Source organism: Streptomyces sp. NBC_00620, assembly GCF_026341825.1.
In the GTDB taxonomy this organism is placed as follows: Bacteria; Actinomycetota; Actinomycetes; order Streptomycetales; family Streptomycetaceae; genus Streptomyces.
In genome coordinates this window covers 1,507,594-1,530,245 of the sequence record NZ_JAPENY010000001.1, presented here as the reverse complement: position 1 = coordinate 1,530,245, position 22,652 = coordinate 1,507,594, and the positions used below count along the sequence as shown (strand labels likewise).

Annotated in this window: 21 protein-coding genes; 10 read left to right on the top strand and 11 right to left on the bottom strand. The window is 70.6% G+C overall.

All coding sequences use genetic code 11. From position 1 onward, the window contains the following. Positions 1-2: 2 nt before the first annotated feature. The 4 genes from OG246_RS06995 to OG246_RS06980 all read left to right on the top strand — a co-directional run bounded on the left by OG246_RS06995 (position 3) and on the right by OG246_RS06980 (position 3,772). Complete coding sequence (locus tag OG246_RS06995; protein ID WP_266457416.1) at positions 3-410, top strand: hypothetical protein; 408 nt, start codon at positions 3-5, stop codon at positions 408-410. A 62-nt stretch (positions 411-472) separates the two neighbouring features. Continuing rightward, complete coding sequence (locus OG246_RS06990; protein ID WP_266457413.1) at positions 473-2,503, top strand: tetratricopeptide repeat protein; 2,031 nt, start codon at positions 473-475, stop codon at positions 2,501-2,503. Positions 2,504-2,623: 120 nt separating this feature from the next. Continuing rightward, positions 2,624-3,127 carry an SgcJ/EcaC family oxidoreductase gene (locus tag OG246_RS06985; RefSeq protein WP_266457410.1) on the top strand — a complete coding sequence of 168 codons (504 nt, stop codon included), beginning with the start codon at positions 2,624-2,626 and terminating at the stop codon, positions 3,125-3,127. Positions 3,128-3,268: 141 nt separating this feature from the next. Beyond that, on the top strand, positions 3,269-3,772 hold the full coding sequence (locus OG246_RS06980; protein ID WP_266457408.1) for an SgcJ/EcaC family oxidoreductase: 504 nt from the start codon (positions 3,269-3,271) through the stop codon (positions 3,770-3,772). On the opposite strand, the gene OG246_RS06975 is transcribed toward OG246_RS06980, so the two are convergent. Both OG246_RS06975 and OG246_RS06970 read right to left on the bottom strand, forming a co-directional pair. After that, a complete protein-coding gene (locus tag OG246_RS06975; RefSeq protein WP_266457405.1) occupies positions 3,735-5,036 on the bottom strand; it encodes a HAMP domain-containing sensor histidine kinase in 1,302 nt (433 codons plus the stop codon). The genes OG246_RS06980 and OG246_RS06975 overlap by 38 nt on opposite strands. Further along, a complete protein-coding gene (locus OG246_RS06970) occupies positions 5,033-5,716 on the bottom strand; it encodes a response regulator transcription factor (RefSeq protein WP_266457402.1) in 684 nt (227 codons plus the stop codon). Before OG246_RS06970 ends, OG246_RS06975 begins: the two co-directional genes overlap by 4 nt. Positions 5,717-5,973: 257 nt before the next feature. Between OG246_RS06970 and OG246_RS06965 the strand changes: the two genes are divergently transcribed. The 4 genes from OG246_RS06965 (at position 5,974) to OG246_RS06950 (ending at position 10,746) form a co-directional block, all read left to right on the top strand. After that, positions 5,974-7,266, top strand: a complete 1,293-nt coding sequence (locus OG246_RS06965; RefSeq protein ID WP_266457400.1) for an aspartate kinase — start codon at positions 5,974-5,976, stop codon at positions 7,264-7,266. Continuing rightward, the gene (locus tag OG246_RS06960; RefSeq protein WP_266457397.1) at positions 7,266-8,360 is read left to right on the top strand and encodes an aspartate-semialdehyde dehydrogenase; all 1,095 of its coding nucleotides are present in this window, start codon (positions 7,266-7,268) and stop codon (positions 8,358-8,360) included. The genes OG246_RS06965 and OG246_RS06960 overlap by 1 nt, the downstream gene beginning before the upstream one ends. 596 nt (positions 8,361-8,956) lie before the next feature. Then, positions 8,957-9,532 carry a SigE family RNA polymerase sigma factor gene (locus tag OG246_RS06955; protein WP_323178311.1) on the top strand — a complete coding sequence of 192 codons (576 nt, stop codon included), beginning with the start codon at positions 8,957-8,959 and terminating at the stop codon, positions 9,530-9,532. Next, positions 9,529-10,746, top strand: a complete 1,218-nt coding sequence (locus OG246_RS06950; RefSeq protein WP_266457392.1) for a hypothetical protein — start codon at positions 9,529-9,531, stop codon at positions 10,744-10,746. Before OG246_RS06955 ends, OG246_RS06950 begins: the two co-directional genes overlap by 4 nt. A gap of 33 nt (positions 10,747-10,779) precedes the next feature. Here OG246_RS06950 and OG246_RS06945 read toward each other — a convergent pair whose 3' ends face one another. Both OG246_RS06945 and OG246_RS06940 read right to left on the bottom strand, forming a co-directional pair. Next, positions 10,780-11,580 carry an SURF1 family protein gene (locus OG246_RS06945; protein ID WP_266457391.1) on the bottom strand — a complete coding sequence of 267 codons (801 nt, stop codon included), beginning with the start codon at positions 11,578-11,580 and terminating at the stop codon, positions 10,780-10,782. A gap of 89 nt (positions 11,581-11,669) precedes the next feature. Beyond that, complete coding sequence (locus OG246_RS06940) at positions 11,670-12,044, bottom strand: nuclear transport factor 2 family protein (protein ID WP_266457388.1); 375 nt, start codon at positions 12,042-12,044, stop codon at positions 11,670-11,672. A 135-nt stretch (positions 12,045-12,179) separates the two neighbouring features. On the opposite strand from OG246_RS06940, the gene OG246_RS06935 reads away from it, so the two are divergent. Beyond that, positions 12,180-13,997, top strand: coding sequence for a prolyl oligopeptidase family serine peptidase (locus OG246_RS06935; RefSeq protein WP_266457385.1), 1,818 nt, complete (start codon positions 12,180-12,182; stop codon positions 13,995-13,997). Between the two features lie 178 nt (positions 13,998-14,175). Here OG246_RS06935 and OG246_RS06930 read toward each other — a convergent pair whose 3' ends face one another. From OG246_RS06930 to OG246_RS06920, 3 genes are all read right to left on the bottom strand, one after another. Next, on the bottom strand, positions 14,176-16,086 hold the full coding sequence (locus OG246_RS06930) for an NAD-binding protein (protein ID WP_266457381.1): 1,911 nt from the start codon (positions 16,084-16,086) through the stop codon (positions 14,176-14,178). A 138-nt stretch (positions 16,087-16,224) separates the two neighbouring features. After that, positions 16,225-16,986, bottom strand: coding sequence for a GNAT family N-acetyltransferase (locus tag OG246_RS06925; protein WP_266457379.1), 762 nt, complete (start codon positions 16,984-16,986; stop codon positions 16,225-16,227). Between the two features lie 87 nt (positions 16,987-17,073). Next, the gene (locus tag OG246_RS06920; protein WP_266457377.1) at positions 17,074-17,508 is read right to left on the bottom strand and encodes a (2Fe-2S) ferredoxin domain-containing protein; all 435 of its coding nucleotides are present in this window, start codon (positions 17,506-17,508) and stop codon (positions 17,074-17,076) included. 289 nt (positions 17,509-17,797) lie between these two features. Here OG246_RS06920 and OG246_RS06915 point away from each other — a divergent pair, with 289 nt between their 5' ends. Further along, the gene (locus OG246_RS06915) at positions 17,798-19,114 is read left to right on the top strand and encodes a phytase (RefSeq protein WP_266457375.1); all 1,317 of its coding nucleotides are present in this window, start codon (positions 17,798-17,800) and stop codon (positions 19,112-19,114) included. Between the two features lie 56 nt (positions 19,115-19,170). On the opposite strand, the gene OG246_RS06910 is transcribed toward OG246_RS06915, so the two are convergent. The 4 genes from OG246_RS06910 to OG246_RS06895 form a co-directional block, all read right to left on the bottom strand. Further along, positions 19,171-20,583, bottom strand: coding sequence for a condensation domain-containing protein (locus tag OG246_RS06910; protein ID WP_266457373.1), 1,413 nt, complete (start codon positions 20,581-20,583; stop codon positions 19,171-19,173). A gap of 157 nt (positions 20,584-20,740) precedes the next feature. Next, the gene (locus OG246_RS06905) at positions 20,741-21,397 is read right to left on the bottom strand and encodes a hypothetical protein (protein WP_266457370.1); all 657 of its coding nucleotides are present in this window, start codon (positions 21,395-21,397) and stop codon (positions 20,741-20,743) included. 102 nt (positions 21,398-21,499) lie between these two features. Then, on the bottom strand, positions 21,500-22,063 hold the full coding sequence (locus tag OG246_RS06900) for a hypothetical protein (protein WP_266457367.1): 564 nt from the start codon (positions 22,061-22,063) through the stop codon (positions 21,500-21,502). 97 nt (positions 22,064-22,160) lie between these two features. Then, the gene (locus OG246_RS06895; RefSeq protein WP_266457365.1) at positions 22,161-22,610 is read right to left on the bottom strand and encodes a DoxX family membrane protein; all 450 of its coding nucleotides are present in this window, start codon (positions 22,608-22,610) and stop codon (positions 22,161-22,163) included. Positions 22,611-22,652: the final 42 nt, after the last annotated feature.

Below are 22,652 nucleotides of genomic sequence, written 5' to 3'. Positions count from 1 at the left end.
GTATGGGGCCAAAGACAGTGCTGTGGACCGGAATTGGGCTGTGTGCGGCGGGGGCCGTCGGACTGGTCGTCGGCGGCCTGCTCGACGTCGACGCGGCGGACCCATGGGCGAGCGTGGCGGGAGGCGCCGCCGCGCTGATCGGGCTCGCGCTCACGCTGTACGTGCTGGTCACCCAGTCGTCGGCCCCCGCGGCCCCCGAGTCCTCGGTGACCGCGAGCGGTGATCGGTCCGTCGCCGCCGGCGGGAACATCGGATCGGTGGCGACAGGCGACGGCAGCACGGCCACGGCTCCACCAGCACCGACTACGCCCGCCCCGCCCCCGCCCCCCGGCGGCACCGTCACTGCCTCCGGTGACCGTTCCGTCGCCGCCGGCGGCGACATCGGCAACGCGTCGACGGGCGACTCGTGACAGGCGGCCCGGTAGAGGCCTCCGGAGACCGCTCGGTCGCCGCAGGCGGGAACATCCGGCAGGTGGCGACCGGAGACTTCGCCACGCTGGCCGAGCACGCGACGATGCTGCCGCCGGAGGCGTTCGCGCTGGAGCCCTGCACCTTCCCGGTGCGCAACGTCCCCGACCGCAGCGCGCAGTTCGTCGGACGTGGGCGCGAACTCGCGCTGCTGGACGAGGCGTTCGGCGAACCCGGCGGTGTGGTCGTGCACGCCGTGCACGGGCTGGGTGGGATCGGGAAGTCGACGCTGGCCGCGCACTGGGCGATCGGCCGGGCGGCGGACTTCAACCCGGTCTGGTGGATCACCGCCGAGTCCCGGACCGGTGTGGACGCGGGCCTCGCCGCCCTCGGCCGCGCGCTTCAGCCCGCCCTGGTCGACGTCCTGTCCGAGGACGCCTTCCGCGAACGTACGCTCCAGTGGCTGGCCGCCAACGACGGCTGGCTGCTCGTCCTCGACAACGTCTCCGACCCCGCCGACATCCGGCACCTCCTCGCGCGGGCGCCGGGTGGCCGCTTCCTGATCACCACCCGCCGGGGCGCGACGAGTTGGCGGGGGATCGCCGAGCCACTGGACCTGGACGTGCTCGAACCGGCGGAGGCGGTCGAGCTGTTCACGAAGGTCTGTCCGGGGCAGAGCGGCGGCGTCGAGGAGTTGTGCCGTGAGTTGGGGTACCTGCCGCTGGCGGTCGACCAGGCCGCCGCGTACTGCCGGGAAGCGGGGATCAGTCCGAGTAAGTACCTGACGCTGCTGGCCAGTTATCCGGCGGACATGTACGCGGCCACGGCGGAAGGCGGTGACGCGGAGCGGACGGTGGCCCGGGTCTGGAACGTGACGCTGACGCGGCTTGCCGACACCCCGGCGGCCCAGATGATCCTGGAGGCCACCGGCTGGTGGGCGCCGGACGGAATTCCGCGTACGTACCTGGAGTTCCTCGGGAGCCCGCCGGAGATCACCGAGGCGATCCGGCGCCTCGCGGCCCACAGCATGATCACTCTGCGTGGTAGCACGATCTCGGTGCACCGGTTGGTGCAGGCGGTGGCCCGTACGCCGGAGCGTGCTGGTCCGCGCCCGGATCCCAGGCGTGTCGAGGTTGGGCGCGAGATCGCCGTGCGGCTACTTCTGGAGTTGGAGACGGCGACCGACGAGGACGGCGAATGGGAGGACGCCCACCGTGTCTGGGCGGCGCATGTCGAGGCTTTGGCGTCGAGAACCGCACCGGAGACGGACACGGCCGAGATGGCGGAGCTCTACGGCGAGGCGGCGTCGCAGTACGCGAGGGACGGCCATTTCGAACGCGGGTTGGCGCTGGGCAAGCGCGCGGTCACCGCGGCTCTGCTTGTCTGGGGCCCGGACCACGAGAAGGTGCGCCTGGCCCGCAGCCGGCTGGCCGTGGGATATCAGGGTGTGGAGAGATTCGACCTGGCCCTCGTCCTCTACGAGCAGATTCTGGCGGACACCGAGCGTGCGCTGGGGGCCGATCATCCGAAGGTGTTCCAGACTCGTGGCCTGTTGGCCGACGTGCTGGAGAAGACAGGCGATGGGGAGCGCGCGCTGACACTCGCACGCGAGAACGCCGAAGCCGCGGCACGTGCGCTGGGCGATGACCACCCGGGGACCCACAATGCCCGTCTGCTGCTGCACAGACTCCGTCGGGAACTGGGCCCGGAACAAGGCGGCGAGGCTTCCGTTCGTTCCCTTGAGAGCCAACTCGCCGACGCGATCACAACGTTGGGGAAAGGCCATCCGACCGTTGTCCACCTCAGAATGGAACTGTTCTACACACGGCGGGAGGCGGGTGACTTCGACGAGGCCGCCCTGCTGATCGAGGAGGCTGTCGCCGAGTTCGGGATGATCTACGGCAGATCCCACGTGATGACACTGGTGGCTCGTGCCATCCACGTGATGCTCCTCCGGTCGGCCGGAGAGGGCGCGCAGGCCGACGCACTGGCACCGGCGGTCCTTGAGGACACTATGCAGGCGCTCGGTGACTCCGCGTATGCGCGGAAGATGCGAGGGTGGCTCTACCTCGGGTCCCCCGCGCGGCCCGACTGATTTGGAAAGACCCTGGCCGTCCCCTGCACGTCCGCTGCACGGCCCTTAACCAGTGCGAAGAGAAAGTGGAACTGCTCCCACCGAAGAGGAGCAACCCACCTCACCCGCACTGGAGTTGCCATGAAGCGCCAGACCCGTACCCGCGCCGCGATAGCCACCGCCGCCGCCCTCGTCGCGGCGGGCACCGTCACCGTCGGCGTCAGCGCGGCCGGCCCGGAGTCGAAGAGCACCAAGCCCACCAAGGCGCAGATCGCCGCCCTCTTCGACGGGTGGAACGCGGCCCTCGCCACCGGCGACGCCGAGACGGTGGCCGACCGGTACGCGAGCGACGCGGTGCTTCTCCCCACCGTCTCGCCGGAGATCCGTACGGACCGCGCGGGGATCGTCGACTACTTCGAGCACTTCCTGGCGAACAAGCCGCAGGGCAAGAAGATCCGCACCGTCGTCAACGTTCTCGACAGCAACTCCGCCATCGACGCGGGTCTGTACGAGTTCACGCTGACCGACCCCGAGACCGGCGAGAAGCGCGAGGTCGAGGCCCGCTACACGTACGAGTACGAGAAGCGCGGCGGCAAGTGGCTGATCGTCAACCACCACTCCTCCGTGCTGCCGGCCGCGGGCTGACCCTCCCCCTGAATCCTCGGCAAACCTTGGCCATGCGCTGATCGTTTCCAGGGCGGCTCTTTACCTGCGCGAGAGGAAGGTTGAACCGCTCCCGGAAGGCACCAAGACGGAGCAACGAACCCCCCATGCACAGGAGTTGTGATGCAACGTCACATACGCACCCGCGCCGCGATAGCCACCGCCGCGGCCCTGATCGCCGCAGGAACCATCACCGCCGGCGTCAGCGCGGCCACCCCGGAGCACCAGAGCGGCAAGCCCACCAAGAAGGAGATCGCCGCTCTCTTCGACGGCTGGAGCGCCGCGCTGCGGACGGGCGACCCGGAGGTCGTCGCCGACAGATACGCGGACGACGCGGTGCTGCTGCCCACCCTCTCGGCCGAGATCCGTACGGACCACGCGGGGATCGTGGACTACATGGAGGGCTTCCTCGCGAAGAAGCCCGAGGCATCCAAGGTCCAGACGGTGATCAACGTTCTCGACAACAACTCCGCCATCGACACGGGCCTGTACGAGTTCCAGCTCACCGACCCGGCGACCGGCGCGAAGAGCACCGCCGAGGCCCGCTACACGTACGAGTACGAGAAGCGCGACGGCGAGTGGCTGATCGTCAACCACCACTCCTCGCTGCTGCCGGACGGAGACTGACCGCCACGCACAGCCCGCCCTCGGGCGCGTCCCGCAGGGCCACGGTCCCGCCGTCGTCGGTCACCAGCTGCTTGACGATGGCGAGGCCGAGCCCGGAGCCGGAGCGCCCGGTCAGGCCCTGACCGCGCCAGAAGCGGTCGAAGGCGCGGGACTTCTCGGCGTCCGACATGCCGGGACCCTGGTCGAGGACCGACAGTTCCACCGAGTCGGCGTCCACTGACACCCGTACGGTGATCGTCGTGCCGTCGGGGGACACCTCCAGGGCGTTGGAGAGCACGTTGTCGAGGACCTGGTCCAGGTGTCCCGGGCTGGCCAGCACAGCCGGCCGGCCGCCGAACTCTCCCTCGAGCGCGATGGTGACCCCGCGCTCCTCGGCGGCCGGTCTCCACACGCTCAGCCGCTCCTCGACCAGCTCCCGCAGCGGCAGCGCCTCCGCCGCGGACACCTTCGCCTCGGCCCGGGCGAGCACGAGCAGACCGTTCACCAGACGGCTCATCCGCACCACTTCGGCCGTCGCCTGCTCCACGTCCTCGCGTACGAAGAAGTCATCGGCCCCGTCCGCGATGTTGTCCAGCGACAGGCGCAACGCCGTGAGAGGTGTACGGAGTTGGTGCGAGGCGTCGGCCACGAAGATCCGCTGGGAGTCGATCAGGATGTCGAGCCGTTCCGCGCCCGAGTTCAGGGTGCGGGCCAGCTGCTGTGTCTCCGGCGGGCCCGTGACCGGCGAGCGGGCCGTCAGGTCGCCGTCGCCGAAACGGCTCGCCATCTCGTTCAACTGGCGCAGCGGACGGGTGAGTCGGCGGGCCACCAGCGCACCGAGGCCGGCGGCCACCGCGAGCACGCCCACCGCGAGGACCGCCCGGAAGCCCCAGATCCGCCACAGGCGGGAGGTCAAGTCCGAGGTGGGGTAGGTGACTTGGACGGCGCCCACCGTCCGGCCGCCTTCCGCGACCGCGGGTACGGTCACCTTCAGCGCCCCGTCGCCCCAGTGCGCCGTGGTCTTCCCGACGGTGGCCGAGGCCGGGAGCACATCGACCGTTCCGGGCGTCTCGGCGGCGTACGCCTCGGACATCCGCGTCAGCGCCGCCCGCGAGGCCGCGTCCCCGTCCGCGAGCAGCAGCGCCATGGTCCGCGCCTCCCGCCGTACGGACTCCTCGGTGTCCCCGCGCAACTGCGCGGTCAGCGTGAACGCCACCGGCACCGTGAAGGCCGTCAGGGCGACGGCGACCAACAGGACGTAACTGACGATCAGTTGCCGGATCATGAGGGCAGCTCGCCGGCGATCTCCAGGCGGAAGCCGACCCCCCGTACGGCTTCGATGGTCACCGCGCCCGCCAGCTTCCGCCGCAGCGCCGCCACATGGACGTCGAGGGTCTTCGTCGGCCCGAACCAGTTCGCGTCCCAGACCGCTTCCATGATCTGCTCGCGCGACATCAGCGCGCCGGGCTCCTCGGTGAGGAACGCGAGCAGGTCGTACTCCTTGGGCGCGAGGGCGACCTCCTCGCCGTCCAGGCGTACGCGGGCGGCCTTGCGGTCGATGGTCAGGTGCTCCCCGTACTGATCGGGGCCTGTCGTCGAAGCGTCGTTGCGCGGCTGCGCGCGCCGCATCACCGCCCTTATCCGCGCGATGACCTCACGTACACCGAAGGGTTTGGTGACGTAGTCGTCCGCTCCGAGCTCGAGCCCGACCACGCGGTCCGTCTCGTCGCTGCGCGCGCTGATCACGATGATCGGGACGTCGCCGCGCGCCCGCAGCGCCTTGCAGACGTCGAGGCCGTCGGTGTCGGGCAGCCCGAGGTCGAGGAGGACGACGTCGTAGGGGCTCTCGTACGTAAGGGCCGCCCCGCCCGTGGTCACCCACTCGACCTCGAAGCCGTAGCGCAGCAGGCCGCGCCGGAGCGATTCGGCGACCGGCTCGTCGTCTTCCACCAGGAGTACGCGCACGCTCGAACCCTAGTACTTGAAAGTTGAGTCATGACTCCCCTGTGTGACACGGCGCACTTTCCCGCGTGGCGGGTCCCGGGGGCGGGCAGATGCCGTTCCGGAGCGGCCGGAGGACTTCGCTGTCCTGACGGACCGGGTGATCACTTCGTGGGCGGGACATCTCACGATGCGATACCCCGGAGGGGAATTCCGGCCGCTCGTTAGACTGAGCCGACCGCAGTTGTGCGGTGCAGATACGGATTGATCGAGGAGCGCACGTGGGCCTTGTCGTGCAGAAGTACGGAGGTTCCTCCGTAGCCGATGCCGAGGGCATCAAGCGTGTCGCCAAGCGAATCGTGGAAGCGAAGAAGAACGGCCACCAGGTGGTCGTGGTCGTTTCCGCGATGGGCGACACGACGGACGAGCTGATCGATCTCGCCGAGCAGGTATCTCCGATGCCCAGCGGGCGAGAGTTCGACATGCTGCTGACCGCGGGAGAGCGGATCTCCATGGCGCTGCTGGCCATGGCGATCAAAAACCTGGGCCACAGCGCCCAGTCGTTCACCGGCAGCCAGGCGGGTGTCATCACCGACTCGGTCCACAACAAAGCGCGGATCATCGATGTCACGCCGGGCCGTATCCGTACGGCCCTCGACGAGGGCAACATCGCCATCGTCGCCGGGTTCCAGGGCGTCTCGCAGGACAAGAAGGACATCACCACGCTCGGGCGCGGCGGGTCCGACACGACCGCCGTCGCGCTGGCGGCGGCCCTCGACGCCGAGGTCTGCGAGATCTACACCGACGTGGACGGCGTGTTCACCGCCGACCCGCGGGTGGTCAAGAAGGCCCAGAAGATCGACTGGATCGCCTTCGAGGACATGCTGGAGCTGGCGGCCTCCGGCTCCAAGGTGCTGCTCCACCGCTGTGTGGAATACGCGCGCCGCTACAACATCCCGATCCATGTGCGCTCGTCCTTCAGCGGACTGCAGGGCACCTGGGTCAGCAGCGAACCACCCGTTCGGAAGAATCAGCAGCAAGGGGACCAGAAGGTGGAGCAGGCCATCATCTCGGGTGTCGCTCACGACACCTCCGAGGCCAAGATCACGGTCGTCGGCGTCCCGGACAAGCCCGGTGAGGCCGCCTCGATCTTCCGCGCCATCGCCAACGCGGAGATCAACATCGACATGATCGTGCAGAACGTGTCGGCGGCCACCACGGGTCTCACCGACATCTCCTTCACCCTCCCCAAGACCGAGGGCCGCAAGGCCATCGACGCCCTGGAGAAGGCGAAGGATGTCATCGGCTTCGACTCGCTGCGCTACGACGACCAGATCGGCAAGATCTCGCTCGTCGGCGCCGGCATGAAGACGAACCCGGGTGTCACGGCCGGCTTCTTCGAGGCCCTGACCGACGCCAACGTGAACATCGAGCTGATCTCGACCTCCGAGATCCGCATCTCGGTCGTCACCCGCGCCGACGACGTCAACGAGGCGGTGCGCGCCGTGCACTCCGCCTTCGGGCTCGACTCCGACAGCGACGAGGCCGTCGTCTACGGGGGCACGGGCCGCTGATGGCCCGTACCGGGTCGCGAACCGAACGACCGACGCGGACCGAACAGCCGACGCTCGCGGTCGTGGGTGCGACCGGAGCCGTCGGCGCGGTCATGCTCCAGATCCTGTCCCAGCACGCGGACATCTGGGGCGAGATCCGTCTCATCGCCTCTCCGCGCTCGGTCGGCCGCAAGCTGAACCTGCGCGGCGAGGAGGTCGAGGTCGTCGCCCTGGCGGAGGAGGCCTTCGACGGCGTCGACGTCGCCATGTTCGACGTACCCGACGAGGTGGCCGCCCAGTGGGCGCCGATCGCCGCCGCCAAGGGCGTGGTCGTCGTCGACAACTCCGGCGCCTTCCGGATGGACCCGGACGTGCCCCTCGTCGTACCCGAGGTGAATCCGCACGCGGCGCGCGTGCGCCCGCGCGGGATCATCTCCAACCCGAACTGCACGACCCTCTCCATGATCGTGGCCCTCGGCGCGCTGCACGCCGAGTTCGGGCTCCGCGAGCTGGTGGTGTCCAGCTATCAGGCGGTGAGCGGGGCGGGCCGCGCGGGCATCGACACCCTGCGGCAGCAGCTGTCGCTGGTCGCGGGTACGGAACTGGGGACCAAGCCCGGTGACGTACGGCGGGCGGTGGGCGACAACACCGGACCGTTCCCGGAGCCGGTCGCGCTGAACGTGGTGCCGTGGTCCGGGTCCCTCGCCGAGGACGGCTTCTCCTCGGAGGAGATGAAGGTACGCAACGAGTCCCGCAAGATCCTCGGGCTCCCCACGCTGCCGGTGGCCGTGACGTGCGTACGCGTCCCCGTCGTCACCACGCACTCCCTCACCGTCCACGCCCGCTTCCAGGCCGAGGTCACCGTCGACAAGGCGCGGGAGATCCTCGCCACGGCGCCCGGGGTGGTGCTGTTCGACAACCCGGCCGCCGGTGAATTCCCCACCCCCGCCGATGTGGTGGGCACCGATCCGACCTGGGTCGGCCGGGTACGCCGCTCGCTGGACGATTCGACGGCACTCGAACTGTTTGTCTGCGGGGACAACCTGCGCAAAGGTGCTGCATTGAACACGGCGCAGATCGCGGAGCTCGTGGCGGCGGAGATCACGAGGCTTTAAGTTTCGCGTCAAGCATGACCTGGGGCCGGAATCCTGGTGGCCTTCCGGGGATTCGTTTGTAGGATCTGTGTTGGATGTGTGGTGCGAGCATCTGGATGGACGTCCCGGTCTTCAGGTGGCCGGTGCGTCCTGATGGGTGTCTCGGTCTTCAAGTGGCCTGAGCATCCGGGCGGGTGTTCCGGTCTTCAGGTGGCCGGAGCGGCAGACCGGGTGTGTGCGGCGGCGATCGGCCGCCGATATGTGGTGCGAATAATGGTCCGGACCACTTGAAACGAGTCACCAGTCGTTCGAAGATTTTCCTCCCCGTCCTCCGCAACCGTGCGGAGGGCGGGGAGCGTCTTTGCGGTCGCCATTCAGGGGTGGCCGGGCGTCGCGGTAAAACGGGACATAGGGGATGAGCTGGTACGCATGAGGGCATTTGACGCATTGTCAAAAGGGGTGCCTGACGCAAACGCGATGCCTGATGCGTACAACCCTCGCGGGGGGACGCGTGTCCAACTGGCGTGGCAGAGGTACTCGAATTCACCGCGGTACAGACGAGGGGCAACGCCCTTCGTCCACCCCGCCGACTCCGCAGCCCCGGCGTGCCCGGCGGCATGCCGGTGATCGCGCCCATGCCCGCAGCGCGGCCCGCCCGCCTACCGAACCAGCGCGACGGCGCCGAGGACAGCACGGCCGCCGGAACCACCGTCGACCATCTCACCGAGACCTACCGCGCCCACTACCGGTCGCTCCTGGGCCTCGCGGCGCTCCTGCTCGACGACACCGCGTCGTGCGAGGACGTCGTCCAGGAGGCCTTCATCCGGGTGCACTCGGCGCGCAAGCGCGTCCGCGACCCGGAGAAGACGCTCGCGTATCTGCGCCAGACCGTCGTGAACCTCTCGCGGTCCGCCCTGCGCCGGCGCATCCTCGGCCTCAAGCTCCTCTCCAAGCCGATGCCCGACATGGCGAGCGCCGAGGAAGGCGCCTACGACCAGTTGGAGCGCGACGCGCTGATCAAGGCGATGAAGGGACTCCAGCGCCGCCAGCGCGAGGTCCTGGTGCTGCGTTACTTCGCGGACATGACCGAGGCGCAGGTCGCTGAGACGCTCGGGGTGTCGCTGGGGTCGGTCAAGGCGTACGGCTCGCGCGGCATAGCAGCGCTCCGTGTCGCCATGGAGGCTCCGGCATGAGCGAGTACGACGAGCGGCGGCGCCCCGAGGAACCCGGGCGCCCCGAACACGAGCACAAGCAATCGCACGCTGGGAACGGAATTGTGAATCACGGCCCCGAAGGACACGGCCGCGACGGACGACACGGTCCGGACGGCGGGCACGGTCCCGACGGCGGACGCGGTACTGACGTACAGGGCTCCGGCGTACAGATCTCCGAAGGGCTCGGCTCGGACGGACCCGATCCCGAAGGGCTCGGCTCGGACGAGCGGGCGCTGCGGCTCCTGCTGCACCAGGCCGTCCAGGAGATCGAACCCACCGACGGCACCCTGGAGCACCTGCGCCGCGCGGTGCCGGCCCGGCGGGCCCGCAAGCGCCACGCCGCGGTCGGGATGGCGGCCGCCGCGCTCTTCGTCGGCACGGCCGTCCCGGCCCTGCTGCACGTCTCGAACGCCTCGGGACCGAACGCCAACCCGTCCATCGCGGGCAACACCTCGCAGACAGAGGGCGGCTCGGGGCAGGGCAAGAGCACGGACGGCGGGGAGCACGCGGTGGGCGGTTCCTCCGGCACGGCCAAGGACCCGGGCAAGGAAGGCCCGAAGGGCACGCCGTCGGCGAGTACGGGCGCGGACACCGGGGCCGCCACGGGCGGCGCTGTTCCGACGGCTTCCTCGGTGACCGCGCCCACCTGCACCGTGGACCAGCTCGGCGGGGCGACCAGCGCCCTCGGCGACCCGGACTCCACCGGCACGGTCTACGGCTCCTTCGCCGTCTCGAACGTCTCCACCGCCGTGTGCTCGGTCAGCGGCGCGGGCACCGTGAGCACGGTCACGCAGGGCGCGGCGGACGCCACCAAGATCAGCGTGGTGAACCATGTGGCGGGCGACGCGGCCAGCGGGCTGCCCGACCCCTCCACGGAGGTCACCTCCCTGGTACTTCAGCCGGGTGCCTCGTACGTCGTGAAGTTCGCCTGGGTGCCCTCGGAGACCTGCCCGACCACCAGCGAGCCCTCGCCCGACCCGACCACCACGGACGACGCCACCACCTCCGGCGGCACCTCCACGGACAGCGGCGGCACCTCGACGCAGCTCATCACGGAGGACGGGGTGGCCGAGGGCAGCGTCACCGTCTCGCACACGGACCAGACGGGTACGGCCACGGCGACGACGACGGTCTCCAACGCGTGCGCGGGGACGGTGTACCGGACCGGGATGCTGGCGGCCGACGCCTCGTAGTTCCCGGGTCTGGCTGCGGGTCTTTCCGGAGGTCTACGAGACCGGCGTACCGGCGGTGTCCGGTGCCGGCTCCTCGTCCGGGACCAGGCCCAGTTCCGCGTCCCGGGCGAACTCCACCTCGCGGCGCAGCAGCCGGAACCACATGAAGACCACGAAGCCCGCGAAGACGAACCACTCACCGGTGTAGCCGAGGTTCTGGAACGCCTTCAGGTCGAGGCCGGTGTCCTGCGCCGCGGTCGCGGGAACCGCCATCATCCCGCTGTCGGCCTTGGCGAGGGTGATCCAGGCGTCGTACATCTTGTACGGCACCAGGTTCACCAGCGACGCCGAGCTGATCGCGCCGGTCTGGCCCTTGGGCAGCCCGCCGACAGCGCTCACCCCGTTCGACCCCGGGCTCTCGGACGCCTGGAGCGCGCCGGTCACCGTGACCTCGCCGGTGGGCGGGGCCGGGGCCTTCGCCGGGTCCGCATCGCCAGGCAGCCAGCCCCGGACGACGGGCAGCGCCCTGCCGTCGTCGGTCCGCAGCAGCGTCAGTACGTAGAAGCCGCGCTTGTCGTCCACCTCGCGGTCCGGCACGAGCAGCTGCTCGGCGTACCGGCCGGTCGCGGTGGCCTGCTTGCCGGACGTGTTCTTGTCCACGGGCAGCAGCTCGGCGAGCGGCCGGGCCGCCTCCGTCTTCGCCGCCTCGGCCTGCTCACTGGCGTCCCGGCTGGTCTGCACCCGGTCCTCGAACCGCCCCAACTGCCATGACCCCATGAACACGCAGAAGGGGATGGCCAACAGCACGAAGACGTTGATCCCCCACCAGCGGGGCGTCAGCAGGAACCGGTACACGACTTCAAAGGTACGGGGCCGCCGGGCGGGGCAGGGCGTCGGGGTACGGCACCGTTTCGCTGGCGGGTACGCCGGACAGGCCCTTGGGGTCAGTACCGCTCGACGAGGTGCTCGCGCCCCGGCGGGGGCTCGTACGGCTCCGGCCAGAAGTCGGTGATGGAGGCTATTCGACCGGACTCGTCCGCCGTGAAGAACGTGATCGCGTGCATCTCCTCCAGGCCCACCGTGACGAGGATCCAGGTGACTGCCTGGCCGGGCTCGGCGACGACACGTTCGATCCGGACGTGCCAGTCGCCCGGATACTCGCGGTTGAACTGGACGAACCGCTCCCTGCCGTGGATCACCTCCCGCGTCTGCGGCAGCGTGTACACGACGTCCTCGGCCAGCATGTCCGCGAACGCCGCCCAGTCCCGGGCGTCGGCGGTGGCCCAGTAGCTCTCGACTGTCTTGCGCAGATCGGTCATGCGAAGAAGTCTGCACCCGACCACTGACAACCGGCCTTGGCCTGCGCGGCCCGGGAGACCGGTGGGGCCGCGAAGTTATCCACAGGCTGGGGACCTTGGCAGCGGAGTGTCGTGCGCGCCAGGCACTATGGGGCCATGACTGAGAGCAAGGGGTCCATGCCGGACTGGGAGAAGCGCTTCCGGGCGCCGCGGGTGTCGCTGCCGGACTGGGCGGAGGACGCACCGCACCGCTCGCTGTTCGTCTCGAACGCGACGGGGACGTACGAGTTGTACGCGTGGGACCGGGTGACGGGGGAGCAGCGCCAGGTCACGGACCGGGCGAACGGTACGACGGACGGGGTGCTCTCGCCCGACGGCGAGTGGATCTGGTGGTTCGACGACAAGGACGGGGACGAGTTCGGCATCTGGCGCCGACAGCGCTTTGACGGTTCGCACACCTCCCAGGGCTCCGACGGCTCCGACGAGCCCGCGGCCCCGGGCCTTGAGCCCTCGTACCCCGGTGGACTCGCGATCGGCCGGGACGGGCGTACGGCCGTCGTGGGGCGGTCCACGGACGAGGACGGTTCGACGATCCATGTGGTGCGGACCGGCGAGGACCCCGTGGAGATCTACCGTCACCGGGAGTCCGCCGGCGTCGGTGACCTCTCGCACGACGGCTCGCTGATCGTCGTCGAGCACACCGAGCACGGCGACGCGATGCACTCGGCGCTGCGGGTGCTGCGCCCGGACGGTTCGCCGGTCACGGAGCTCGACGACACCAAGGGCGGCACGGTCGAGCTGGGCCTCGAGGTGCTGGGCTTCGCCCCGGTCGACGGGGACACACGGCTGCTCATCGGGCACCAGCGGCGCGGTCGTTGGGAGCCGATGGTGTGGGACGTCGCCACCGGCGAGGAGACGGACCTCGCCCTCGACCTTCCCGGTGATGTGGGCGCCGAGTGGTATCCGGACGGTTCCGCGCTGCTCGTCGCGCACAGCTTCGAGGCCCGCAGCGACCTGTGGCGCTACGACCTGGCCTCCCGCGAGCTGCTCCCCGTGCCGACCCCGGCGGGCTCGGTGTCCGGGGCGACGGCACGGCCCGACGGAAGCGTGGAGTACCTGTGGTCGTCGGCGGCCGAGCCGTCCGTGGTCCGCTCCACCACGGGTGAGGTGGTCCTGGACCCGCCTGGCATGAAGTCCCCGGGATCCGTCCCGGTCGAGGACGTCTGGGTGGAGGGTCCGGGCGGCCGCGTCCACGCCCTGGTCCAGAAGCCGGCGGGCGTGACCGGCCCGCTCCCCACTGTCTTCGACATCCACGGTGGTCCGACCTGGCACGACAGCGACTCGTTCGCGGCGGGGCCGGCGGCGTGGGTGGACCACGGGTATGCGGTGGTGCGGGTCAACTACCGGGGCTCCACCGGGTACGGGCGTGAGTGGACGGACGCGCTCAAGCACCGTGTCGGTCTCATCGAGCTGGAGGACATCGCGGCGGTTCGCGAATGGGCGGTCACGTCCGGACTCGCCGACCCCGAGCGCCTGATCCTCACCGGCGGGTCCTGGGGCGGCTATCTCACGCTGCTCGGCCTTGGTATGCAGCCGGACGCCTGGACGCTCGGTATCGCCGCCGTTCCGGTCGCCGACTATGTCACGGCGTACCACGACGAGATGGAGGCGCTGAAGGCCATGGACCGCACGCTGCTGGGCGGCACCCCGGAGGAGGTCCCGGAGCGCTTCGAGGCGTCGTCCCCTCTCACCTACGTCGACGCCGTGAAGGCCCCGGTCTACATCTCGGCGGGCGTCAACGACCCCCGCTGCCCCATCCGCCAGGTCGAGAACTACGTCGACCGCCTCACCGCCCGCGACGCCGTCCACGAGGTCTACCGCTACGACGCGGGCCACGGCTCCCTGGTCGTGGACGAGCGCATCAAGCAGGTCCGGCTGGAGCTGGACTTCGCGGAGAGGCACCTCGGGGGCTAGCGGGCGGTTTCTTCGCCCCCTCCGCCCCTACCCGTCCCATCCTTCCGGGCTACGCCCGGTTTCAGCCCGTCCGGCGTTTGAGGACGAGGCCGTCCAGGCCGAAAGCGGGGGTCTGGGGGCGCAGCCCCCAGGTACGGGACGGGTAGGGGCGGCGGGGGCGAAAAACACTCCCACCCCCCTACGCCCCCGCCCGCTCCCGAGACCTCCGCCCCAGCAACTCCGCCAACCCCCGCCGCGTCGCGGCCAGCACCACCCGGTCCTCGCCCCGCAGCACATACGTAGAGGGAAGGTCCCACACCAGCCCCGAAGAGGACCCGGGGGCTCTGGGGGCCCTGGGGGACGACGCCGCCCTCGGGTCGGTGTCCAGCGCGAGCACCCGCCACGCCCCCGCCCGAAACGCCTCCCCGACAGTCCGCCCCTCCAACTGCGCATGCCCGCCCACATCCACGGCCGCGAACAGCAGCACCCGCCGCTCCACAGGAATCGCCCCGAGAATCTGCCGCCCCATCATCGCCCCGGCGAACGCGGGCGCGGCCAGATGGGACACACTCCGGCTCCGGGTGAGGGCCCCCGGGTGCGCGGCCCGCAGCGTCCGGTACACGGCGGTCGCGAAGTCGTCGTCGTACAGCCGCAGTACGACCCGCAGATCGGGCCGCACGGTACGGGCGTACAACGCGGCCTCCAGATTCGTCGTGTCCGCGCTGGTCAGCGCGAGCAGCGCATGCGCCCGATGAATCTTCGCGGCCTCCAGTACGCCTTCCTGCGTCACATCGCCGAGTACTACAGGCACCCGCAGCCGCCGGGCAAGCGCCAGCCCCCGGGCCTCGGGATCGGCCTCGACGCACACCACGGGAATGTGCAGCTCACGCAGGCGCGCCAGCACGCGCGTGCCGATCTTGCCGACCCCGAGCAGCACCACGTGCCCGGACAGCCCGCGCGGCGGCCGGCGCAGCGCGGACCCGCTGCGGAACGTACCGAGCGCCTCGAGGACGGTGGCGAGCAGCACCGGAAGGAGCAGCAACCCGATGAGCCCGGAGAAGAGTTGAAGGACCTGTTCCCCCATCGGCCGCCCGATCGCGGGGTCGTTGATGCCGAAGAGATCGAGCAGCGTCAGGTAGGTCGCACGCAGCGGATGGTCCCCGGTGACCAGCATCGACGCGACCGCGAGACCGACCACGCACGCCACGAGCCCGGCGAACGACCACCGCAGCCGCCGCGACATCAGTGAGCCGAACGGCACGACGCTGCGCCCCGGGGGCGAGGAGGGACCGGAGTAGGAGACGTTCTCCAGTACGACGGTTCCGCGCCCGGTCGCGGCGGCCACCGCCTCTTCGTCGGGCAGCAGCCGGGGGCCCTGCGTACCGCTGCTCTCGGACCCGTCGGCGCCCGCGGGGTCGCTGGCCGTGGTGGACAGCAGTGCCAGCGTGCACAGTCCGGGATCGGCGACCTCTCCGGGCGCGGGCGGCGGCCGTTCCACCGCGCGCAGCATCAGCCCGTCCGTCTGGACGACCTTGCTGGTGCCGGCCACGGCGGTCGCGGCCAGCGCGGGCGCGGCGGTGTCGGCGTCGGACAGGACGGTGGTGGACGCGTCGAACCCTTCGCCGCCATCGTCAGCGCCGTCGGCTCCCGCGGCGGCCAGCGCCGAAGCCTGGTCGAGGAGCGCCTCGATGTGGTGGCCGAGGCGACGGTTGTAGAGGCGCAGGACCAGCCGGATCCGCGGGTTGAGCCGCCGGGCGGTGAGCGCGGCCCGGATGTTCGTCTCGTCGTCGTCGTACACCAGCGCCAGCGCGGCGGCCCGCTCCACACTGGCCTCGGCGAGCACCGCCTCGGTGAGTTCGGCGGCCTCCAACACCCGTTCCGCGCCGGGTGGTTCGGATGTCCGGGCGGTCGCCGGGTCACCGTTCCCGGCGGCCCGGTTCACCGCGGCGGACACCCGGTCGAACAGAGCGGTGGCCCGCGTCCGTCCCACCACCGGCGGCCGCACACTCCGATGGGCGGGCGGCACGACCAGGGTCACCTGCTCCCCGTACACTCCGCGCAGTTCGGCGGCCAGCCGGTGCGCCAGGGCGTCGTCCCCGGCGACAACCATGTGTGCGGTGACGTCGGTTGAAGCGTTCGACGCGCCTGGCGCGCTCTGAGACGGAAGGTTCCCCACGAGGGAGAAGACTGCCTCACCGGCACCGGTGGTTCCACCAGGCACGGGGAGGCGGCCGCCGTACGACCGTGATCAGTGTCGTACGTAGAGGGGGGTGCGGAAGTCCTCGGTGAACCCCGACCTGAGGTAGAGGCGTTCGGCGGTGGAGCCGACCTCGGTCTGCAGGGCGAGCTGTTCGCCGCGCTCGTGGGCCTCGGCGCTGATGGCGGCGAGGAGCAGACCGGCGTAGCGGCGGCCCCGGTGGGCGGGGCGGGTGGCGACGGCGTAGATGCCCGCGAGGCCGTGGGAGTGCAGGGCCAGCGCGACGGCGGCCCCTTCGCTCTCGGACCGCAGGAGGTAAAAGGTCTGGTCGGCACTGGCGTAGTGGCGCAGGGCGTTGCGGGTGAAGTCCTCCTCCCACCAGGCGGTCTGTTCGGGGGTGTCGCCGGGCTCGGCGAATCCGGCCGCCTGGGTCAGGGCGAACTCCCGCGCCTGTCCCTCGTCGTCGACGACGGTCAGCGTGACACCGTCGGGCAGCTCCGGCCCGTCGGGCGCGGCGGGAGCGCGCAGGTAGGACAGTTCCCCGGCCCGCTTGAACCCGGCCTGCTCAAGGCGGGCCGGCCAGCCGTTTCCGCTGAAGGGGAACACCCGGACCGTGTTCGCCCCGGCCGGAATCGGCACGTCCTCGCCGAGCGGGGCCCACCACGAGAAGAACTCCTCATCGCCCGCCAGGGCAAGGGAGTCGGCGGTGATCTCCACCGATCCGCGTTGTGCCGCCATGAAGGCGAGGTGATTGGCGACGGGCGCGGGCAGCCGGTCCGCCGCGGTGAGGGAACGGTCGGGGTACGCGGTCATGCCAATCTCCTGTCGCCTGAGGGGTGCGGTGCGTGAGGTACGCATCTTCGTACACCGCCGCCCAACTACCGTCGCTGTCCGCATATTTCACCGGCGCGCCCGCGCCCGTGCCTCCCGCGGCGGCCGGACGAACTGCAACTCCAGCGTGGCCGGCGGTTGCGCGATCCCCGGCCCACCGGCGGCCGCCCACTCGATGAGTTCCTCGGTGCAGTCGTCCCCCATCGCGAACCCGATCCAGGTCACCTGCCCACCGCCGCGCCGCCCGGCCCCCGAGGGCTGTACGACGACGACATTGGCCTGGTCGCACGGCCCGAGACAGTCCGAGGTCCGCACGGCGAACCGTCCCCCGGACGCCTCGGCCCCGGCGCGCAGCCGCTCCAGCTGCCAGGTGTGGTCGTCGGCCGGGTACTTCCGCGGGTTGCCGCAGCAGCACCCCCGGCAGACGACCAGGGTGCAGGGGCGGGACACGGCGGCCCCGACGGCGACCGTACGGGACCGCTGGCGCGGGGCGTTGACTGTCACCGGGGGAGACCTTTCGCAGGGGAGCCGATCATCACCGTACGAGACCCCTCGCCCACCCGACAGGCCGCCCCGCACGGCCGCTCGCCCACCGACGGGCCGCCCCCGCAGGCCCGTTCACCAGGGCTCGGGCGACCCGGCGCGACAAACTCAGGCGAACTTCCGCTGACGTACTGCCGAACTCCCCATGACGGCATGGACAGTTGACGGACCTCTGGGCGCAAGCTTCTCCCCGCACCATCGGCATGACCTCGACATGTGGTCGATGCGTCCCGACAGTAAGGAAACGCTTGTGAGAGCGCACCGCACCCCACGGAGAGCCGCGGCCCTCGCCCTGGGCACCGCACTCGTCAGCCTCCTCGCGACGTCCCCCGCGGGGGCGGGCACGTCCGGTCTGCCGGTGGTGACCGCCACCAGTGAGGCCGCCGCGCTGTACGACGACGAGGCGGGCGGCAACTCCGACGCGGACGACCCGGCGATCTGGCGGAACGCCGCCGACCCCGGGCGCAGCCTTGTCGTGGCCACCGCCAAGGAAGGCGGACTGAAGGTCTACGACCTGGGCGCCCGCCTGGTGCAGTCGCTGTCCGCCCCGAAGCCGCCCGCCGAGGACGACGCCCCGGGCCGCTTCAACAACGTCGACCTCGTCTCCGGCCTGCGCACCTCCGCCGGCCGCACCGACGTGGCGGTGGTGACCGACCGGGGCAACGACCGCCTCCGCATCTACCGCATCGACCCGTCCCGCCCGGGCGGCCCCTTGACCGATGTCACCGACCCGGCGGCCGCGCCCGTGTTCTCCGCCGACCAGAGCGAGATCAACGACCAGCGGACCGCGTACGGCCTGGCCACCTGGACGAACAAGGCGACCGGACGGACGTACGCCCTGGTGAGTCAGCGCGAGCGGACTCGGCTCGCGCTGCTCGAGCTGGTTCCGGCGGCGGGCGGCAAGGTCGGCTACCGCAAGGTGCGCACCCTGGACCTGCCCTCCTCCTTCCGGCTGCCCGACGGCACGTCGTGGAGCGCGTGCGCCGAGCCCGGCGAACTCCCGCAGGTCGAAGGCATGGTCGTCGACCCGGCCACCGGCACGCTCTACGCCGGCCAGGAGGACATCGGCATCTGGCGGCTGCGCGCCGACCTCACCGGCAAGCCGGTCCTGGTCGACAGGACCAAGGAGTTCGGCGTCCCCGGCGTCTACGACGAGGCGACCGAGGAGTGCGTGCTTGGCGCGGACCCCGGCTACGGCGGCAAGCGCCTGTCGGCCGACGTCGAGGGCCTGACCCTGCTCCAGCAGCGGGGCGGCGCCGGATACCTGCTCGCCTCCAGCCAGGGCGACAACACCTTCGCGCTGTACGACCGTGACGTTCGTAAGGGCAACGCCTACGAGGGCGGCTTCCGCGTCGGTGCCGCCTCGGAGAACCTCGACAGCGTCGAGGAGTGCGACGGCGCCGCCATCCTGAACGCCCCGCTGGGCAAGCGTTATCCGCGTGGCCTGCTCGTCGTGCAGGACGGTCAGGAGACCCCGGAGGTGCCGGACGGGGAGGGCGGCACGCGTACGGCGACGGGCTTCAAGTTCGTCGACCTGGGGGCCGTGGTGGACGCGGCCGGCCTGTGACGTAGGTACCCCGCCGGCCACCCCGGGCTTGAGAGGCTGCTGCCCGTCCCCGCCTCTCAAGCCCGGGCACGCCCGGCCAGGGCCTCTTCGCGGTCCCGCGCGACCGACCGGATGCGTTCGCGCAGCCCCTCGGCGTACAGCCGCATGTTCTTGTACGCGATGTCCGTGTCCGGATAGCGGCTGGCGAACTGCAGGCCCTCGTGGAGCCGGGTGACCCAGGCGCACACCTGGTCGCCGTACGAGATCCGGATCAGCCCGTACGCCTTCAGGTCCTGCCACCGCTCCGACCCCGGGGTGTCGCGCGTGTCGACGAGCGAGACGATCGAGTACAGGTCGGGTGAGGTGGGCCGGAAGTCGGAGCCCAGCAGCCGCAGTACGCGGGCGATGGGCATCCGCGACAGCGGCCGGCCCTCGCGCAGTGCGGCGCGGACCATCCCCAGCGCGCTGTCGAAATCCGCCGCCCGGGCCACCGGAATCTCGATCGGCGCGCCGCCCACGTACCAGCCCATCGAGTCCGACCACTTGGACTTCGCCCTGGTGTGGAACGGCACGACGGTGCGGTACACCTCCTGCCCGCCGATCTCGCGGACGATGAGGGCGGTGGCCGCGAGGATGCCGACCAGGCTTCCGCCGTACGGCCTGCAGTACGCCTCGAAGGCGGCCGCGTCCGCGTCGTCCACGAGCATCTCGTGCATCAACTTCTGGGCGGGCAGCGGACCTTCGGGTTCGAGGCCGAGGTCGACGGGGAAGCCCGGCAGCTTCCCGTCGCACTGGGCGATGAACTCCCGCCAGCGGGCGACGATCGCGTGCGTGTCGTCGATCTCGTCGGCCTGCGCACGCTCGATCGCGCAGAAGTCGACGTAGCTGGCGATGGGTGCCGTGGCGACGGCGCGGCCTTCGAGGCCCGCTTCGTAGAGCTCGTGGATCTCGGCGGCGATGCGGTGGAGCGAGTACGCGTCGACGTTGCTGTGGTCGAACGCCATGTAGACACTCGCGCCGTCCTCCCGGACGACCGCCGTGTAGATGAAGTTCGGCCAGCTGAGCGCGTCCGCCGCGACGTCGAAACGGTCCTGCAGATACCGGGTCAGCGTGGCCGCTTCGGCGAAGTCGCCGACGTCCTCGCGGTGCAGCACGACCGCGTCGGCGTCCAGCGTGAACCGGCGCATCTCGTCACCGCTCCACCGGAAACCGCTGCGCAGCGTCTCGTGCCGAAGTGTCCAGTCCCGCAAGGCGTGTTGCAGCACGTCGAGGTCGACCTGCCCCGGGATGTCGAACGCCGTGCCCAGCCAGGTGGGCACGAACAGCCCGTCGTCCCGCACCGATCGGGCCGTCCGCACATGGGACTCCTGCACATACGCCGGTGGCCGGGAATCCTCCGGCAGGCCGGCCGCGGCCTCGACGGTCCTCGGATGCAGCGTCCACTCCACGAGACATCCGGGCCGGATCTCGCAACGCTGGATGTCGGTCATTCGCACGGGGCTCTCCGATCGCATGCCCCTGGGATGCGGGTAGGGCAGTTGAGGGGCGGATTCGCCCGGACCAACGATTCGGATGATCGGAAAGAAACGCCGTGGCGGGAAGGCGGTACCCGTCAGATGTATCCGTCACACACCGGTGAGGTACTGGTCACAGGTGCAGCATCGACATGATCTCCGGGCTTCGCACGCCCGTGGACACCTGGGGAAGGTCCTGGCCCGGCCGCATCCAGCCCGCCTCCTCGGCGGCGGCGACGGCGGCTGCCTCGGCCGCGTCCGCACTGGCGTTCAACGTCTCGTTCACGCCCAGGCCTTGGGCTCCGGCGGCCTCCGCGGCGGCCCGGGACGCGTGGACAGCGGCGCGGCAAGCGGCCACGGCCAGCTCGCCGTCGCCGTCGTGGAGTTGGCCCATCTGGGCGGCCTGAGCGGCGGAGGCGGCGGCGTTCCTGGCACAGCGCGAGTCCGCCGCGGGCGCGGGGGCGCTCTCAGAGAGGACGGCGAAGGCCTGAGCGGCGACGCGGGCTGCGTGGGCGGCCTTCCAGGCGATCTCTTTCGCCGCCGGTCCGACTTCTGCCGTTCCGCCGGCTGCCGCCCCGCCTTCCGCCGGTCCGCTGGCTGCCGTTCCGCCTTCCGCTGTTCCGTCCTCCGCCGTTCCGTCCTCCGCCGTTCCGGCTTCGTGTTTCTCGGCGGAGCCGTGCCGCTCGATGTAGTGGCAGATCGCGGCGGCCCGGGACGCGGCACTTCGGGTGCGTGCGGCGTGACTCGTCCTGAGCGTCTGCTCGGGCTCGTTGCCCTTCGGGTCGCTCATCTCCGCCTCCTCCGTCGGGACGACAGTGCGCGGCAGGATGGCAGGTACGGCGCGAAGAGACCAGAGCCGTGCGGCCGGTTCAGGCCCGCGCACGGAGCGCCGTCAGCCGTCGGCGGGCGCCTGACGGGAGGGCGGCAGCAGGAGGTCCCGCTCGGGATGCTTCTCGCCGGTGACGCTTCCCCGGATCCCGAGGTCCTGCCGGGCGGCCTCGTGGAAGGCGTTGATGGCGCGGAACGCGGTTCGGTTGCGTCGGCGCCAGTCGTCGAGGCTTCCGTCGATCTTCCCGGTCGCCTGCCAGACGATCTCCGCGACCAGCACGTTCAGTTCGTGCCCCTCCTCGATGGCGTCGTCGCCGCCGAGAAGCATGACGCGCTCGAAGGAGCCACCCCATACGCGGCTTGCCTCCGAGAGATCCTCACGCAGCTCGTGCTCGGACCTCTCGCTCTCGGCCAGGCCCTCCCGGACCTCGTACAGCCGGACGGCCGTGGCGATCCTCGCCTTCACGGCGTCCACGTAGTCCCCGTACGCGTCGATCTTCTTGTCGTCCCACCGCGTGAGGAGCTGGTAGCGGTTCCGGCTTCTCTCCATCAGGTAGTTGGTGACGTGTGTCATCAACGCACCGAGCAGTACTGCGGCGATGGTCACGAACTGCTCGCCGGTGCTCAACTCGTCCCCCAGTCATGCCTTCCGAAAACGACTGGATGATCTTACGAGGGTGGGCGGCCGTTGGTCCGCGAGTTGCCGAAGTGCCAGTGACAGCCCCCTAGTTGAAGAGCCCCAGCGCGTTGTCGAGGGACCACACCTGCCAGCTCATGGCGAAGAGTGCGACGGCGGAGATCAGGGCCATCATGAGGTTCTGTCCCTGCTCGGCCCAGTCGTGGATCATCAGCACGAGGTAGATCAGGTTGAGCAGGAGGCCGCCGACGAGGGCGATCGGCGTCAGGAAGCCGGCGATCAGACCGAGGCCGAGGGCCAGTTCCGCGTAGGCGACGACGTACGCCATCAGGCGAGGCCTCGGCGCGACCACGCGGTCGAAGCCGAGCCGTACGAAGGGCCATCGGTGCTTGGCGGCGATTCCCCCCGCCCACTTGATGCCGCCGCCCGTGAACCAGTCCTTCTTGTCCTTGTGACGCCAGCTCTCCAGCCACCACAGGCCGACGCCTATGCGCAGGACCGCGAACCACTCGGCACCGCTGAGCCATGTCGTCTGCATCTCCGACGTCCCTCCCCGGAATTCCCTCTATCTGATGGATCG

Excerpts from the sequence above, each read along its gene's own strand:
- OG246_RS06960 (WP_266457397.1), top strand. The coding sequence starts at position 7,266 with ATGGCCCGTACCGGGTCGCGAACCGAACGACCGACGCGGACCGAACAG.
- OG246_RS06925 (WP_266457379.1), bottom strand. The coding sequence starts at position 16,986 with ATGACCGCGTACCCCGACCGTTCCCTCACCGCGGCGGACCGGCTGCCC.
- OG246_RS06985 (WP_266457410.1), top strand. The coding sequence starts at position 2,624 with ATGAAGCGCCAGACCCGTACCCGCGCCGCGATAGCCACCGCCGCCGCC.
- OG246_RS06955 (WP_323178311.1), top strand. The coding sequence starts at position 8,957 with ATGCCGGTGATCGCGCCCATGCCCGCAGCGCGGCCCGCCCGCCTACCG.
- OG246_RS06975 (WP_266457405.1), bottom strand. The coding sequence starts at position 5,036 with ATGATCCGGCAACTGATCGTCAGTTACGTCCTGTTGGTCGCCGTCGCC.
- OG246_RS06895 (WP_266457365.1), bottom strand. The coding sequence starts at position 22,610 with ATGCAGACGACATGGCTCAGCGGTGCCGAGTGGTTCGCGGTCCTGCGC.
- OG246_RS06950 (WP_266457392.1), top strand. The coding sequence starts at position 9,529 with ATGAGCGAGTACGACGAGCGGCGGCGCCCCGAGGAACCCGGGCGCCCC.
- OG246_RS06995 (WP_266457416.1), top strand. The coding sequence starts at position 3 with ATGGGGCCAAAGACAGTGCTGTGGACCGGAATTGGGCTGTGTGCGGCG.
- OG246_RS06910 (WP_266457373.1), bottom strand. The coding sequence starts at position 20,583 with ATGACCGACATCCAGCGTTGCGAGATCCGGCCCGGATGTCTCGTGGAG.
- OG246_RS06980 (WP_266457408.1), top strand. The coding sequence starts at position 3,269 with ATGCAACGTCACATACGCACCCGCGCCGCGATAGCCACCGCCGCGGCC.
- OG246_RS06940 (WP_266457388.1), bottom strand. The coding sequence starts at position 12,044 with ATGACCGATCTGCGCAAGACAGTCGAGAGCTACTGGGCCACCGCCGAC.
- OG246_RS06935 (WP_266457385.1), top strand. The coding sequence starts at position 12,180 with ATGACTGAGAGCAAGGGGTCCATGCCGGACTGGGAGAAGCGCTTCCGG.
- OG246_RS06905 (WP_266457370.1), bottom strand. The coding sequence starts at position 21,397 with ATGAGCGACCCGAAGGGCAACGAGCCCGAGCAGACGCTCAGGACGAGT.
- OG246_RS06930 (WP_266457381.1), bottom strand. The coding sequence starts at position 16,086 with ATGGTTGTCGCCGGGGACGACGCCCTGGCGCACCGGCTGGCCGCCGAA.